The sequence below is a fragment of the Rhizobium sp. RU33A genome (assembly GCF_900156055.1).
Taxonomy (GTDB): Bacteria; Pseudomonadota; Alphaproteobacteria; order Rhizobiales; family Rhizobiaceae; genus Allorhizobium.
Map to the genome: position 1 here is coordinate 270,973 of NZ_FTMQ01000002.1, position 14,206 is coordinate 285,178.

At 61.9% G+C, this 14,206-nt stretch carries 13 protein-coding genes; 6 read left to right on the plus strand and 7 right to left on the minus strand.

Annotation, left to right across the window (positions count from 1 at the left end; translation table 11 throughout):
* Nucleotides 1–30 precede the first annotated feature (30 nt).
* The 6 genes from BW978_RS07250 (at nucleotide 31) to BW978_RS07275 (ending at nucleotide 4,744) form a co-directional block, all read left to right on the plus strand.
* The gene (locus BW978_RS07250; RefSeq protein WP_076393678.1) at nucleotides 31–1,119 is read left to right on the plus strand and encodes an ABC transporter substrate-binding protein; all 1,089 of its coding nucleotides are present in this window, start codon (nucleotides 31–33) and stop codon (nucleotides 1,117–1,119) included.
* A gap of 240 nt (nucleotides 1,120–1,359) precedes the next feature.
* Nucleotides 1,360–1,605 (plus strand): type II toxin-antitoxin system Phd/YefM family antitoxin, encoded by a 246-nt coding sequence (locus BW978_RS07255; protein WP_076393680.1) that lies wholly within the window; start codon nucleotides 1,360–1,362, stop codon nucleotides 1,603–1,605.
* The gene (locus BW978_RS07260) at nucleotides 1,602–2,036 is read left to right on the plus strand and encodes a type II toxin-antitoxin system VapC family toxin (RefSeq protein WP_076393682.1); all 435 of its coding nucleotides are present in this window, start codon (nucleotides 1,602–1,604) and stop codon (nucleotides 2,034–2,036) included. The genes BW978_RS07255 and BW978_RS07260 overlap by 4 nt, the downstream gene beginning before the upstream one ends.
* Before the next feature lie 25 nt (nucleotides 2,037–2,061).
* Nucleotides 2,062–3,096, plus strand: coding sequence for an ABC transporter ATP-binding protein (locus BW978_RS07265; protein WP_076393684.1), 1,035 nt, complete (start codon nucleotides 2,062–2,064; stop codon nucleotides 3,094–3,096).
* On the plus strand, nucleotides 3,093–3,947 hold the full coding sequence (locus BW978_RS07270) for an ABC transporter permease (protein ID WP_076393686.1): 855 nt from the start codon (nucleotides 3,093–3,095) through the stop codon (nucleotides 3,945–3,947). Before BW978_RS07265 ends, BW978_RS07270 begins: the two co-directional genes overlap by 4 nt.
* The gene (locus BW978_RS07275; protein ID WP_076393688.1) at nucleotides 3,944–4,744 is read left to right on the plus strand and encodes an ABC transporter permease; all 801 of its coding nucleotides are present in this window, start codon (nucleotides 3,944–3,946) and stop codon (nucleotides 4,742–4,744) included. The genes BW978_RS07270 and BW978_RS07275 overlap by 4 nt, the downstream gene beginning before the upstream one ends.
* Nucleotides 4,745–4,753: 9 nt before the next feature.
* On the opposite strand, the gene BW978_RS07280 is transcribed toward BW978_RS07275, so the two are convergent.
* The 7 genes from BW978_RS07280 to BW978_RS07310 all read right to left on the minus strand — a co-directional run bounded on the left by BW978_RS07280 (nucleotide 4,754) and on the right by BW978_RS07310 (nucleotide 14,128).
* A complete protein-coding gene (locus BW978_RS07280; protein WP_076393690.1) occupies nucleotides 4,754–6,349 on the minus strand; it encodes a GMC family oxidoreductase in 1,596 nt (531 codons plus the stop codon).
* A 22-nt stretch (nucleotides 6,350–6,371) separates the two neighbouring features.
* On the minus strand, nucleotides 6,372–8,507 hold the full coding sequence (gene scpA / locus BW978_RS07285) for a methylmalonyl-CoA mutase (RefSeq protein WP_076393692.1): 2,136 nt from the start codon (nucleotides 8,505–8,507) through the stop codon (nucleotides 6,372–6,374).
* A gap of 185 nt (nucleotides 8,508–8,692) precedes the next feature.
* Nucleotides 8,693–10,702 (minus strand): acetyl-CoA carboxylase biotin carboxylase subunit, encoded by a 2,010-nt coding sequence (locus BW978_RS07290; protein ID WP_076393694.1) that lies wholly within the window; start codon nucleotides 10,700–10,702, stop codon nucleotides 8,693–8,695.
* 68 nt (nucleotides 10,703–10,770) lie between these two features.
* Nucleotides 10,771–11,184 (minus strand): hypothetical protein, encoded by a 414-nt coding sequence (locus BW978_RS07295; protein ID WP_076393696.1) that lies wholly within the window; start codon nucleotides 11,182–11,184, stop codon nucleotides 10,771–10,773.
* Between the two features lie 4 nt (nucleotides 11,185–11,188).
* The gene (locus BW978_RS07300; protein WP_076393698.1) at nucleotides 11,189–11,566 is read right to left on the minus strand and encodes a hypothetical protein; all 378 of its coding nucleotides are present in this window, start codon (nucleotides 11,564–11,566) and stop codon (nucleotides 11,189–11,191) included.
* Nucleotides 11,567–11,576: 10 nt separating this feature from the next.
* Entirely contained in the window at nucleotides 11,577–12,491 is a 915-nt protein-coding gene (gene yghU, locus BW978_RS07305) for a glutathione-dependent disulfide-bond oxidoreductase (RefSeq protein ID WP_076393700.1), read from the minus strand.
* A gap of 104 nt (nucleotides 12,492–12,595) precedes the next feature.
* Entirely contained in the window at nucleotides 12,596–14,128 is a 1,533-nt protein-coding gene (locus tag BW978_RS07310; protein ID WP_076393701.1) for an acyl-CoA carboxylase subunit beta, read from the minus strand.
* Nucleotides 14,129–14,206 lie beyond the last annotated feature (78 nt).

Consider the following 14,206-nt stretch of genomic DNA (forward strand, 5'->3'; position numbering starts at 1 on the left):
ACGCCTCAACCACAACAAGGGAACAGGACCATGAAAGACATTCTCTCCACTTCCGTCAGCCGCCGCGGCGTGCTCGCCGGCTCGGTCGCAGCCGCCGGCGCGCTCGCCATGCCGTCGATCCTGCGCGCTCAGGACAAGTCGATCAAGATCGGCGTCTATGGCGGTTACTTCAAGGATTCGTTCGACAAGAACATCTTCCCGGAGTTCACAAAGGCAACCGGCATTGCCGTCGAATCCATCGCCGAGCCGACAGGTGAAGCCTGGCTCGTGCAGCTGGAACAGGCCGCCAAGGCCGGCCAGGCACCGGCCGACCTTTCGATGATGTCGCAGGTTGCCATGCTGAAGGGCCAGGCCACCGAGCTCTGGGCGCCGATCGACATGGGGAAGATCAGCAATGCCTTCGGCCTGATCGACCGCTTCGTCAACAAGTATCCGGATGGTCGCGTCGCCGGCGTCGGTGCTGTCGCCTGGTACATCACGCTCGTCACCAACACCGATGTCTACAAGGAAGCTCCGACCTCCTGGGAAGCCCTGTGGGATCCGGCGAATGCCGACAAGCTCGGCCTGCTCGCGCTCGTCTCCAACTCCTTCCTGCTGGAAGTGACCGCCAAGACCTATCTCGGCGGCACCAACGCGCTCGATACCGAAGAGGGCATCCTGAAGGCGCTCGAGAAGCTCGCAGAAGTGAAGCCGAATGTGCGCCTCTGGTATCGTGACGAAGCGCAGTTCGAGCAGTCGCTGAAGTCGGGCGAAATCCCGATGGGCCAGTATTACCACGACGTCACGGGTCTTGCCGCTGCCGATGGCCAGCCGGTACGCTCGACCTTCCCGAAGGAAGGCGGCATTCAGGACTCTGGCTGCTGGGCTCTGTCGCGCGCTTCGGCCAAGACCGAGGAAGCTCACATCTTCATCGACTACATGTGCCAGCCGTCGATCCAGGCGACCCTGTCGCGCAAGGTCGGCACGGCGCCTACGGTCAAGCGCGAACTGCTCGACCTGACCGATGCCGAATTCGCCTCGGTATCCTCCGATATCGAGCCGATCACGCCGCGTTATGATCTCTACCAGACCAAGTCGGACTGGCTGAACCAGAAGTGGACCGAGCTGATCGTCGGTTGATCAGAGGGCTGCTGTTGCCCCTCATCCGCCCTGAGCTTGTCGAAGGGCCGGCACCTTCTCCCCGCAGGCGGGGAGAAGGAGGCAAGCTGCTGGCTCTGTGCCAACTTCTCCTCTCCCCGCTTGCGGGGAGAGGGTAGGGTGAGGGGCTGATCTTGCCGCGATCTGGGAGACTTGCGGGGTTTTGCGGCATCTTCACGCCCGTGATAGGATCACCGAAGGCATCTCAGCGGAGACAATCTCATGGCAACGGTCAGCGTGCGCGATGTGAATACCGATCTTTCCGAACTGGTGGACGAGGTGATCAAGGGCGGCAGCGTGACGATTACGCGGGATGGCAAGCCTGTGGCGACGCTGGTGGCGGTGGAGAGGGAGCCAAAAGCTGACCCAGGGCAGAAACCGAATCTGGTCGATTATCTGAAGAGTTTCCCCGAACCCGGCCTAGTCCTTGAACGAAATCCTTCTCCGAGCCGGGACGTGGATCTTTGAAAGGATATCTGCTCGATACCAATGCAGTCTCGCTGCTTTACGACGGAAGAGCCTCGGAAGCGTTTGAAGACTGGTTGCGGCAGCGCTTTGGGGAAGAATCTCTTTATCTATCGACGATCACTGTCCTTGAGATACAGAAGGGTGCAACGAAGCTCGAACTGGTCAAGAATGGTAATCCCACTCGGGCGCGGCAATTGCGCCTCTGGCTGCAAAGTCTCATCGAGCAGTATGCCGACAGCATTTTGGTCGTTGATACTGAAACAGCGCTTGCCGCCGGAACCCTTGATGGGGCAATGCGTGCACGCGGTCACAACGGCCAGCTCGCCGACATCCTCATCGCCGCAACGGCGCAAACCCACGGCCTCACCGTCGTGACTGCCAACACCCGAGACTTCGAGCCCCTGGGCGTCGACTGTCTCGCACCGTTTTGAACAACATTCGTCTGATTGGAAGTCCATGTCCGGCCTCACCCTCAATTCCGTCACCAAGCAGTTCGGTCCGTTTACGGCCGTGGACAATGTGCAGCTTTCGGTGCCGCATGGTACCTTCGTCTGCCTGCTCGGCCCCTCCGGCTGTGGCAAGACCACGCTGCTTCGGATGATTGCCGGTCTCGACAGCCCGACCGACGGTGCGATCATTCTTGATGGCCAGGACATTACCCAGGTGCCGACGCACAAGCGGGATCTCGGCATGGTCTTTCAGTCGCTGGCGCTTTTCCCGCATCTGACCGTCGGCGAGAACATCGCCTATCCCTTGCGCATCCGTGGCATCGGTCGCGAGGAGCAGATGAAGCGGGTCAACGAGCTGCTCTCGATGATCCACCTCACCGGCTATGCCGACCGTCCCGTTCACAAGCTCTCCGGCGGCCAGCGGCAGCGTGTTGCGATTGCCCGGGCGCTCGCCATCTCGCCCAAACTCTTCCTGCTCGACGAACCGCTGTCGGCGCTCGATGCCAAGCTGCGCGAAGCGATGCAGGTGGAGCTGCGCAAGCTGCAGCAGCAGCTCGGCATCACCACGATCGTCGTCACGCATGACCAGCGCGAGGCGATGACAATGGCCGATACGGTCGTCGTCATGAATGGCGGCAAGATCCGTCAGGCGGCGAGCCCGATCGAGATCTATCGCCGTCCAGCCGATCGTTTCGTGGCCGACTTCATCGGGTCTACCAACCTCCTGCCGCTGACTGCGCAGGGCGGTTCTGCGCTGGTGCTCGGCCATAGCGTTGCCGGTATTTCGGCACCGTCTGGGCAGGGGCAGGCGAGCCTCTCGGTTCGCCCCGAGGACGTGAAGCTTGCTGCTCCTGGCGAAGGCCGCATTACCGGCAAGGTCACCTTCATCCGCGATCTCGGCGGCACGATCGAGACCTTCCTTGATGTTGCGGGTACCGAAGTCGTCGCCGTTTCGACTCCGCGCGAGCGGCCCGTCGTCACCGTCGGCCAAGATGTCGGCATCGTCATCGACCCCGAAACAGCCGTGGTGCTCTCAGCATGAGACGCGAGTCCCCGAAAACCGCGCTTGACTATGCGCCGCTCGCCTTTCCGGCCGGCATGCTGATCCTGTTCTTTGTCGTGCCCTTCGCGACGATGATCGCTGTCTCCTTCTTCAAGCGGGATCCGACCGGCTTCTATTCGCCGGATTTCGTTTTCGACAATTACGCCCGTTTCCTGAGCTTCTTCTTCGGTGGCGTACTCAGCTTCTCACTGGGGCTTGCGATCGCTGTTGCCGTGGTCTGCGTGACGCTGGCGTTGCCCTTCACCTATCTGCTCGCCCGCATGTCTCGCAAAGCACAGGTGGTGTGGCTGGTGGCGCTCCTCTCCGTGCTGTCGCTCTCGGAAGTCATCATCGGTTTTGCCTGGTCGACACTGCTTTCGCGCACGGCCGGCGTCACCAATCTCCTGGTGATGGTCGGCTTGATGGAAAGCCCCGTGGCATTGATGCCGAATTTCGGCGCTGTCTTGACCGGCATGACCTATCAGGCGCTGCCCTATACCGTGCTCGTGCTCTATCCCGCTCTCGTCAGGCTCGACCCCACACTGACGGAAGCGGCGCGCACGCTTGGTGCCTCGCCGCTCCGCGCCTTCTTCACGGTGGTCGCGCCGGCATTGCGCAACACGCTGATTGCCACGCTGATCATGGTCTTCATTTTCGCGCTTGGATCTTATCTGTTGCCGCAGATCCTTGGCCGGCCCTCTCACTGGACGCTGTCTGTGCTGATCACAGACCAGGCGATCTACCAGTCGAACATGCCGTTTGCGGCGGCGATGGCCGTCTTCCTCGTGCTCGTCACGCTCGGCATGGTGGCGCTGACGCTGCTGATCGGTCGCAAGGGAGAGACAGCATGAACAAGGCTCTGACCCGTCTCTACTTTACGCTCATCGGCATTTTCCTCGCTGCGCCCATCGTCGTGGTCGCCGGGGTCTCGGTGAATGCTAAGCAGAGCCTCAACTTTCCGCCGCAGGGCTTTTCGCTCTCGTGGTACAGCGCGATTTTCACCGATCCGGGCTGGCGCGCGGCTTTGTTCGCCTCGGTCATCCTGGCGCTTTGCGCGGCGGCTCTTGCGGTTGCCATCGCGCTGCCGCTCGCCTGGTTTCTCTGGCGGCGACTTGCCCCCTGGGCGCAAGTGTTCCAACTGCTCGGCATTGCCCCCTTCACGCTGCCGCCGGTCATTACGGCACTCGGCCTTCTCACCTTCTGGGCAGCGACCGGCTTCTATGGTCAGCCCTGGACGGCCGTCATCAGCCACGCGATCTTCTTCGTGACGCTGCCCCTGGTGACGCTGTCGCTCGGCTTCTCGGCGATCGATCGCTCACTGGTCGAGGCAGCCGCCACCATGGGCGCCGACGACCGGACCATCTTCCGCACCGTCGTGCTGCCGCTGATCGCACCCTACCTCGTTTCTGGCTATGCCTTCGCTTTCGTCCTCTCGCTCAACGAATACATCGTCGCCTACATGACGGTCGGCTTCGTGATGGAAACGCTGCCAATCAAGATCTTCAACGCGCTGCGCTACGGCTATACGCCGGTCATGGCTTCAGTGACGATCCTGTTCGTGGCGGTCGCGGCCATCATCTTCGGCCTCGTGGCCCGCTTCGGCGACCTGCCGAAACTGCTCGGGGCGAATGCGGACGATCGCAGCTGATATCAACGATCAGCGGTGATCCTCCAGGATCATCGCGGCCGCCTTTTCGGCAATCATCAGGGTAGGGGAACTGGTATTGCCGGAGGTGATGGTCGGCATGACCGAGGCATCGGCAATGCGCAGGCCCTTCAGTGCGCGTAGCCTCAGGCGCGGGTCCACCACGCTGTCAGGGTCCGCACCCATGCGGCAGGTGCCTACAGGGTGGAAGATCGTCGTGCCGATATCGCCTGCGGCCTTCTCCAGTTCTGCATCGCTTTCTAGATCAGGTCCGGGACGGTATTCCTGTGGCTTAAATCGTGCAAAGGCCGGCTGTGCGGCAATCTGGCGGGTGAGCCGGATCGAGCGAACCGCCACGTCGCGGTCGCCCGCTGTTGAGAGGTAGTTCGGTGCAATTTTCGGCTGGGCGGCGAAGTCCGGTCCCGCGATATGCACCGAACCCCGGCTTTCGGGTCTCAGATTGCACACACTCGCCGTCATTGCCGGGAAGGGATGAACAGGATCGCCGAACTTGTCCAGCGAGACTGGCTGGACATGGTATTCGAGGTCGGCGGTTTCCTTGTCCGGGCCGGAGCGGGTGAAGATGCCGAGCTGGCTCGGTGCCATCGACATCGGGCCTGAGCGCCGCAGCACATATTCCAGCCCGATCATGGCCTTGCCGTAGAGGCTGGAGGCGCGCTCGTTGAGGGTCGGCACGCCGGTCACCTTGAAGACAAGGCGGAGCTGCAGATGGTCCTGCAGGTTTTCGCCGACAGTGGGCACCTCGCGAACAGTTTCGATCCCGGCATTCTGCAAGATATCACCGCGACCGATGCCGGAAAGTTCGAGGATTTGCGGCGAGCCGATGGCCCCGGCTGACAGGACCACTTCGCGGCGAGAGGCGAAGCGCTTCAGCTCACCGTCGTGATGGACTTCTGCGCCGGTGACCCGGTCACCCTCAATCGTCAGCCGCTTCACATGGGCGCGGGTCAGGATCGTCAGGTTCTTGCGATGCCGGATCGGTTTCAGGAAAGCCTTCGCCGTATTCCAGCGGATACCGGATTTCTGGTTCACCTCGAAGAAGCCGGAGCCCTCGTTGTCGCCGCGATTGAAATCATCGGTCTCCGGAATGCCCGCCTGCTTGGCCGCTTCGCGAAACGCTTCCAGCACGTCCCAGCGAAGCCTGGCCTTTTCCACGCGCCATTCGCCGCCTGAACCATGTTTGTCGTCGGCCCCCCGGTGAAAGTCCTCGGTCTGTTTGAACAGCGGCAGGACGTCATCCCAGCCCCAGCCGTCACAGCCCATCTGGCGCCACTGGTCGTAGTCGCGGGCCTGGCCGCGCATATAAATCATGCCATTGATCGAGGAGCAGCCACCGAGCACTTTGCCGCGCGGATAGCCGATGGCGCGGCCGTTCAGCCCAGCCTCTGCTTCCGTCTTGAAGCACCAGTCGGTGCGCGGATTGTTGATGCAGTAGAGATAGCCGACCGGGATATGGATCCAGTGATAGTTGTCGCTGCCACCGGCTTCCAGCAGCAGCACCCGCCGCGATGGATCGGCGGAAAGCCGATTGGCCAGCAGGCAGCCGGCAGTGCCGGCGCCGATGACGATGTAATCGTAGGTTTCCATGCTCCTCCCCGAGCCGTCAGCCTCAACTGTTTCGCAGGCGACCCTCCAGCAGGTCAAGCACGGAGCGGGCGGCGTCCATGACATTCGTGCCCGGGCCGAAGACGGCGGAGACGCCGCTTTCGAGCAGGAAGTCATAATCCTGGCGCGGGATGACGCCGCCGACCACGACGATCACGTCGTTCGCGCCCTTAGCCTTCAGCGCTTCGACCAGCTGCGGCGCGAGCGTCTTGTGGCCGGCGGCGAGCGAGGACATGCCGACGACCTGGACCTTGTTGGCGACGGCCAAGTCCGCGGCTTCCTCCGGTGTCTGGAAGAGGGGGCCTGCCACGACATCGAAGCCGATGTCACCGAAGGCGGACGCAATCACCTTGGCGCCACGATCATGGCCATCCTGGCCGAGCTTGGCGATCAGGATGCGCGGCTTGGAGGCCGCTTTGCCGTAGTCCTTGAGGCGGGTCGACAGCGTCTCCATTTCCGGATCGCCCTCGTAAGCCTTGCCGTAGATGTCATGCACGACTTCGGGCACGGCAACGTGATCGCCGAAGACGACGCGCATGGCGTCCGAAATCTCTCCGACGGTGGCGCGGGCGCGGGCGGCGTCGACAGCGGCTTCGAGGATGTTGCCCTGGCCGGTTTTGGCGACCTCAGTCAGGCGTGCCAGCGTTTCGCTGACCCGCTTCGGATCGCGCTGGCGGCGCGTCTGCTCTATCCGCTTGATCTGCGACAGGCGGACAGCTGTGTTGTCGATCTGCAGAATGTCGATCGGTTCCTCGTTTTCGAGGCGATACTTGTTGACGCCAACGATCACTTCCTCGGCGCGGTCGACGGCGGCCTGGCGACGGGTGGCTGCCTCTTCGATCAAGCGCTTCGGCAGACCGTCATCGACGGCCTTGGTCATGCCGCCCAAGCGCTCGATCTCCTCGATCAAACCCCAAGCCTTTTCCGCCATGTCGTTGGTCAGGCTCTCGACGTAGTAGGAGCCAGCGAGTGGATCGACGACCTTGGTCACGCCCGTCTCGTGCTGCAGGATCAGCTGCGTGTTGCGGGCAATGCGGGCAGAGAATTCCGTAGGTAGCGCAATCGCTTCGTCGAAGGAATTCGTGTGCAGCGACTGCGTGCCGCCCAGTACCGCGGACATGGCCTCGAAAGCCGTGCGGACGATGTTGTTGTAGGGGTCCTGTTCGGCCAGCGACACGCCCGAGGTCTGGCAATGGGTGCGCAGCATTAGGGAGGACGCCTTCTTCGGCTCGAACTCCTGCATGATGCGGGTCCAGAGCAGGCGGGCTGCGCGCAGCTTCGCGGCCTCCATGAAGAAGTTCATGCCGATGGCAAAGAAGAAGGAAAGGCGACCGGCGAATTCATCGACATTCAGCCCCTTGGCGATGGCGGCGCGGACATATTCGCGACCATCGGCCAACGTGAAGGCCAGCTCCTGCACCAGCGTCGCGCCCGCCTCCTGCATGTGATAGCCGGAGATCGAGATCGAGTTGAACTTCGGCATCTCCTTCGCCGTGTATTCGATGATGTCGGCGATGATCCGCATCGAGGGTTCGGGCGGGTAGATATAGGTGTTGCGGACCATGAACTCCTTGAGGATGTCGTTCTGGATGGTCCCGGACAGCTTGTCGCGCGAGACACCCTGTTCCTCGCCGGTGACGATGAAATTGGCGAGGATCGGGATGACGGCGCCATTCATGGTCATCGAAACGGAGATAGCTTCCAGCGGAATGCCGTCGAACAGGATCTTCATGTCCTCGACACTGTCGATCGCCACACCCGCCTTGCCGACATCACCCTCGACGCGCGGATGATCCGAGTCGTAACCGCGATGGGTGGCGAGGTCGAAGGCGACCGAGACGCCCTGCTGACCGGCGAGAAGCGCCTTGCGGTAGAAGGCATTGCTCTCTTCCGCCGTCGAGAAGCCTGCATATTGCCGGATCGTCCAGGGCCGTCCGGCATACATGGTGGCGCGCGGTCCTCGGGTGAAGGGGGCAAAACCCGGCAGGCTGTCGAGATGGTCGATGCCGGTGATGTCCTCTGCCGTATAAAGCGGCTTCACCGGAATGCCCTCGGGCGTGTTCCAGACGAGGCTATCCGCCGGACGCTTCAGTTCCTTCTCGGCAAGCGTCTGCCAGTCGGCGATGGTTTTCTTGGTCATCCGGTTTTCTCCCTGCTCCGCACGGACTGCGGGCCGACGACTAGTGTTCCTGTTTGCCCCTCACCCTGCCCTCTCCCCGCAAGCGGGGAGAGGGAGGAGCAAGCGGTGCCATCTCAGCCTTCTCCCCGTTTACGGGGAGAAGGTGCCGGCAGGCGGATGAGGGGCAGTCTCCTGAGGGGAGATGGCTACCCCTCGAACTCCATAATCAACTCATCGACCGCCAGGCTCTGGCCCGGCTTGACGACGATCTTCTTCACGGTGCCGCGGCGCTCGGCCTTCAAAATGTTCTCCATCTTCATCGCCTCGACGGTGGCGAGCGCCTGACCGGCCTCGACGGTCTCGCCTTCCTTCACTGCAACGCCGGTGATGACGCCCGGCATCGGGCAAAGCAGCATCTTCGACGTATCCGGCGGCAGCTTTTCCGGCATCAGCTTGGCAAGCTCTGCCACACGTGGCGAGCGGACGCGGGCGGTGACATCCATGCCGCGCCAGCGCAGCCGGATGGCGGGGCCCTTTAGGTCGACCTTCACTGCCAGCGTCTCGCCGCCGATATCGACATGGGCGAGTGTCTGACCCGGCTGCCAGCCGGTGGCGATCACGAACTCATTGCCGGCCTCGAAGGCGATGCGCGTGTTGCCGGTGCCTTCGGTGACGGCCAGCGCATGGTCGCCACCTGCCAGATTGACGACCCAGTCCTTGCCGAGCTTGCGGGTATGGTTGCCGATGGTGCCGGAGATCTGGATCGCACGCGCCTGGAGGCGGTGGTTGATGACGGCGGCGATGGCGGCGAGCTTTTCCGCCGAGGTGGCATCCGGGGTAACGCCGGTGAAGCCGTCCTTGAACTCCTCGGCGATATAGGCCGTGGTGATCTTGCCGGAGCGGAAACGGTCCTGGTTCATCACGGCCGAGAGAAAGGGCAGGTTGTGGCCGATGCCTTCGACTTCGAAACTGTCGAGCGCCTCCGACATCGCGTCAATTGCAGTAAGACGATCGGGGGCCCAGGTGCAGAGCTTGGCGATCATCGGGTCGTAATACATCGAGATCTCGCCGCCCTCGAAGACGCCGGTGTCGTTGCGAACGACGGTGCCCTCGGAAGTCGTGCCTTCTGCCGGTGGGCGGTAACGCGACAGGCGGCCGATCGAGGGCAGGAAGTTACGATAAGGGTCTTCGGCATAGAGCCGGCTTTCGATGGCCCAGCCATTGAGCTTCACGTCGTCTTGGCCGAATGAGAGTTTCTCGCCCGCAGCGACACGGATCATCTGCTCGACGAGATCAAGGCCGGTCACCAGCTCGGTCACGGGATGCTCAACCTGCAGGCGGGTGTTCATCTCAAGGAAGTAGAACTTGTTTTGCTTGCCATCGACGATGAATTCGACCGTGCCGGCGGAGTGATAACCGACGGCTTTTGCCAGCGCGACGGCCTGTTCGCCCATGGCCTTGCGGGTGGCGGCATCGAGGAAGGGCGAGGGGGCCTCTTCGATGACCTTCTGGTTTCGCCGCTGGATCGAGCATTCGCGTTCGCCGAGATAGAGCACTGTGCCGTGCTTGTCGCCCAGCACCTGGATCTCGATGTGACGCGGCTCGGTGACGAATTTCTCGATGAAGATGCGGTCGTCGCCGAAGGAATTCTTCGCTTCGTTCTTAGACGACTGGAAACCTTCGCGGGCCTCCTCGGCATTCCAGGCGATGCGCATGCCCTTGCCGCCGCCGCCGGCCGAGGCTTTGATCATCACCGGATAGCCGATCTGATCGGAGATCTTCACCGCCTCGTCGGCATCGGCAATCAGGCCCATATGGCCGGGCACGGTCGAGACGCCGGCTTCGGCTGCAAGTTTCTTCGAGGTTATCTTGTCGCCCATGGCCTGGATCGCGCCAACCGGCGGGCCGATGAAGGTGACGCCCGCCTTTTCCAGCGCTTCGGCAAAGGCTGCGTTTTCCGAGAGAAAGCCATAGCCGGGATGGACAGCATCGGCGCCTGTCTGCCTGATTGCATCGAGGATCTTGTCGATGACGATATAGGACTGGTTGGACGGTGCCGGGCCGATATGCACCGCCTCATCCGCCATCTCGACATGCAGCGCGTTGCGGTCGGCATCGGAATAGACGGCGACCGTCTTGATGCCGAGCTTCTTCGCGGTCTTGATGACCCGGCAGGCAATTTCGCCACGGTTGGCGATGAGGATTTTCTGGATCATTTATCTTCTCTCCCTGCCGTTTATCATCCGGACACAGCCGCCAGACGCTCAAGCGCCATATCTGCCGGCTATTCCTGCACCTTCTTCTTCAAGCCCTTCGCCACGCTCTGCTCGTTCTTCACGTCGCCGAAGGCTTCCGGAAAGTTCTTCCGGGCCAGCTGCTCGTTGATCTTCAGCTTGGCGAAATAGGATTGCGGATCAAAGCCGCGTTCGGCGGCGATCACTTCGCGGCCGAAGAGGCGGCAAAGGCGTTCGCCGTCGAGATTGCCGCGCTCGAAGGGTTCGGTGCCGAAAAACTGCCAGAGCGCCTGCATGAAGCCGAGGTCGGCGAGTGCCACCGTCTGGTCCATGGTGCGGTGGCGCGGCCAGTTGGTGACGGGCGTGACCTTCGGGTTTGGCCGGCGGATCGTGTATTGCCATTGCGTTCCGGGCAAACCGAGCGGAAAGCCCTGATGTTTCGGCATGAGCGGATCTTTTGCCATTGCCTTAAACCTCGAACACGTCTTCGAAGGATTCAGGGAAGCTCTTGCGGGCGACGCGCTCGTTGATGACAAGCATTTCGTCGTAGGACTGAGGGTCGAAGTCCCTGTTGACGGCCACGACCTCGCGACCAAACAAAAGGCTGAGGCGGGCAGCATCGAGATTGCCGCGGACGAATGGTTCTGCCCCGAACTGGTGCCAGAGCGCATGCAGAAAGGCGGCGTCGATCCGGTGCTCCTTGGTGCCCGGCCGCGCCTTTCGCGGCAGGGTCTTGATCGGGGTGACACCCTTGTCATTGGCGCGGCGAATGGTGAACTGCACACCGGTTCCCGGCATACCGGATGGAAAACCGCGATGTTTGATCATGTCGGGCGCTTTGCTCATGGTCTCCTCCTCACGCCTGACCGGCCAGTTTGTCCTGCGTATTCGTCAAGAAGTCGGAGGCATCGTGGCGTTCATGCAGCTGTTCGGAGAGCGGGCCATTGGTCTTGTTGACGATCGCGCCGCGCTTCACACCCGGGCGGGCTGCAAGCTGCTTCGTCCAGCGCTGGACATGTTCGTATTCGTCGACTGAGAGGAAGGTGCCGGCATCGTCATAGGCGCCGTGCAGAGCGAGACGTCCATACCAGGGCCAGATCGCCATATCGGCGATCGTGTAATCCTTGCCTGCCATGAACTCGTTGTCGGCGAGATGGCGGTTCAGCACATCCATCTGGCGCTTTACTTCCATGGCGTAGCGGTCGATGGCATATTGGATCTTCATCGGCGCATAGGTGTAGAAATGGCCGAAGCCGCCGCCGAGGAAGGGGGCGGAGCCCATCTGCCAGAACAGCCAGTTCAGCGTTTCTGCGCGCGCGCGGGTCTCGGTCGGCAGGAAGGCGCCGAATTTCTCAGCGAGATAGGTCATGATCGAGGCGGACTCGAACAGTCGGATCGGCTCTCCGCCATCGACAGGCGCATGGTCCATCAAGGCCGGGATCTTGGAATTCGGGTTGACCTCGACAAAGCCGGAGGAAAACTGGTCGCCTTGGCCGATATTGATCAGCCAGGCATCGTATTCAGCACCATCATGGCCTGCCGCCAGCAGTTCCTCGAGCAGGATCGTCACCTTCTGGCCGTTCGGCGTGCCGAGCGAATAGAGCTGCAGCGGATGCTTGCCGACCGGGCGTTCCTTCTCATGCGTCGCACCTGAGATCGGACGGTTGATATTGGCAAAGGCGCCGCCATTGCCAGCTTCCCAGGTCCAGACCTTCGGCGGCACGTAGCCGGCAGGCAGGTTCTTCTCTGGCGGGAATTTTGTCTCGGTCATGAAATCGGATCCTTTCTCGGTGATGCGCCTCGGGCGCGCCGAGAGGTATATAGGCCTTCCGTGTCGTGCTTGCCCACTCTCAATTCGCTGTTACAACGGGCCTCTCACAACGGGATCGTGTCGTGCTTCTTCCAATGCGTGCCGACCTGCTTGTTCCTGAGGCTCGCGAAAGCCTTGGCAATCCTGCGACGCGAGGAATGCGGCATGATCACCTCATCGATGAAGCCGCGTTCGGCTGCCTTGAAGGGGTTGGCGAAATTGACTTCGTATTCCTTGGTCCGCGCCGCGATCTTCTCGGCGTCACCGAGTTCCGAGCGGTACAGGATCTCCGTTGCACCCTTCGCCCCCATCACGGCGATTTCGGCGGTCGGCCAGGCATAGTTGATATCGGCGCCGATATGCTTTGAGGCCATGACGTCATAGGCGCCGCCATAGGCCTTGCGGGTGATGAGGGTCACCATCGGCACGGTCGCCTGGCTGTAAGCGAAGAGCAGCTTGGCGCCATGCTTGATGACGCCGCCATATTCCTGGGCGGTGCCGGGCAGGAAGCCGGGCACGTCGACCAGCGTCAGGATCGGGATCGAGAAGGCATCGCAGAAGCGGACGAAGCGGGCGGCCTTGCGCGATGAATCGATGTCAAGGCAGCCGGCCAGCACCATGGGCTGGTTGGCGACGACGCCGACCGTCTGGCCTTCCATGCGGATAAAGCCGGTGATGATGTTCTTCGCAAAGGCCTCCTGGATCTCGAAGAAATCGCCTTCGTCGGCCAGCGCGTAGATCAGCTCCTTCATGTCGTAGGGCTTGTTCGAGCTATCCGGGATCAGCGTGTCCAGCCGCATTTCGATCCGGGCCGGATCGTCATGGAAGGGGCGAACGGGGGGCTTTTCGCGGTTGTTCAGGGGCAGGAAGTCGAAGAGCAGGCGGACCTGTTCCAGCGCCTCCACGTCGTTTTCATAGGCACCATCAGCAACGGAGGATTTTTTGGTATGGGTAGACGCGCCGCCCAGTTCTTCCGCCGTGACGATTTCGTTGGTCACCGTCTTCACCACATCGGGGCCGGTGACGAACATGTAGGAGCTATCACGCACCATGAAGATGAAGTCGGTCATGGCGGGCGAATAGACGGCGCCGCCGGCGCAGGGACCCATGATCACGGAGATCTGCGGAATGACGCCCGAGGCATCGACATTGCGCTTGAAGACATCGGCATAACCGGCAAGCGAGGCGACCCCTTCCTGGATGCGGGCGCCGCCGGAATCGTTGAGGCCGATCACGGGTGCGCCCACCTTCATCGCCATGTCCATGATCTTGCAGATCTTCTGGGCATGGGTTTCCGACAGCGAGCCGCCGAGCACGGTGAAATCCTGGGAGAAGACATAGACCTGGCGGCCATTGATCGTGCCCCAGCCGGTGACGACGCCATCGCCCGGCACCTTCTGTTCGGCCATGCCGAAATCCACGCAACGGTGCGTGACATACATGTCGTATTCTTCGAACGAGCCTTCGTCGAGCAGGACTTCCACGCGCTCGCGGGCGGTCAGCTTGCCTTTGCCGTGCTGGGCGGCAATGCGCTTTTCGCCGCCGCCGAGGCGGGCCTCGTCGCGGCGGGTTTCGAGCTGGTCCAGGATCGTCAGCATATGTCCTCCCGAATGGTCTTTTGGCTTCAGAGCCTTGATGTGACACCTATTCCACTGTGCCGCAGAAGAAAACGGTTG

What these genes read in the sequence shown, in the direction of transcription:
- BW978_RS07250 (WP_076393678.1), top strand. Translation starts at nt 31, where the DNA reads ATGAAAGACATTCTCTCCACTTCCGTCAGCCGCCGCGGCGTGCTCGCC.
- BW978_RS07255 (WP_076393680.1), top strand. Translation starts at nt 1,360, where the DNA reads ATGGCAACGGTCAGCGTGCGCGATGTGAATACCGATCTTTCCGAACTG.
- BW978_RS07265 (WP_076393684.1), top strand. Translation starts at nt 2,062, where the DNA reads ATGTCCGGCCTCACCCTCAATTCCGTCACCAAGCAGTTCGGTCCGTTT.
- BW978_RS07270 (WP_076393686.1), top strand. Translation starts at nt 3,093, where the DNA reads ATGAGACGCGAGTCCCCGAAAACCGCGCTTGACTATGCGCCGCTCGCC.
- BW978_RS07275 (WP_076393688.1), top strand. Translation starts at nt 3,944, where the DNA reads ATGAACAAGGCTCTGACCCGTCTCTACTTTACGCTCATCGGCATTTTC.
- BW978_RS07280 (WP_076393690.1), bottom strand. Translation starts at nt 6,349, where the DNA reads ATGGAAACCTACGATTACATCGTCATCGGCGCCGGCACTGCCGGCTGC.
- scpA (WP_076393692.1), bottom strand. Translation starts at nt 8,507, where the DNA reads ATGACCAAGAAAACCATCGCCGACTGGCAGACGCTTGCCGAGAAGGAA.
- BW978_RS07290 (WP_076393694.1), bottom strand. Translation starts at nt 10,702, where the DNA reads ATGATCCAGAAAATCCTCATCGCCAACCGTGGCGAAATTGCCTGCCGG.
- BW978_RS07295 (WP_076393696.1), bottom strand. Translation starts at nt 11,184, where the DNA reads ATGGCAAAAGATCCGCTCATGCCGAAACATCAGGGCTTTCCGCTCGGT.
- BW978_RS07300 (WP_076393698.1), bottom strand. Translation starts at nt 11,566, where the DNA reads ATGAGCAAAGCGCCCGACATGATCAAACATCGCGGTTTTCCATCCGGT.
- yghU (WP_076393700.1), bottom strand. Translation starts at nt 12,491, where the DNA reads ATGACCGAGACAAAATTCCCGCCAGAGAAGAACCTGCCTGCCGGCTAC.
- BW978_RS07310 (WP_076393701.1), bottom strand. Translation starts at nt 14,128, where the DNA reads ATGCTGACGATCCTGGACCAGCTCGAAACCCGCCGCGACGAGGCCCGC.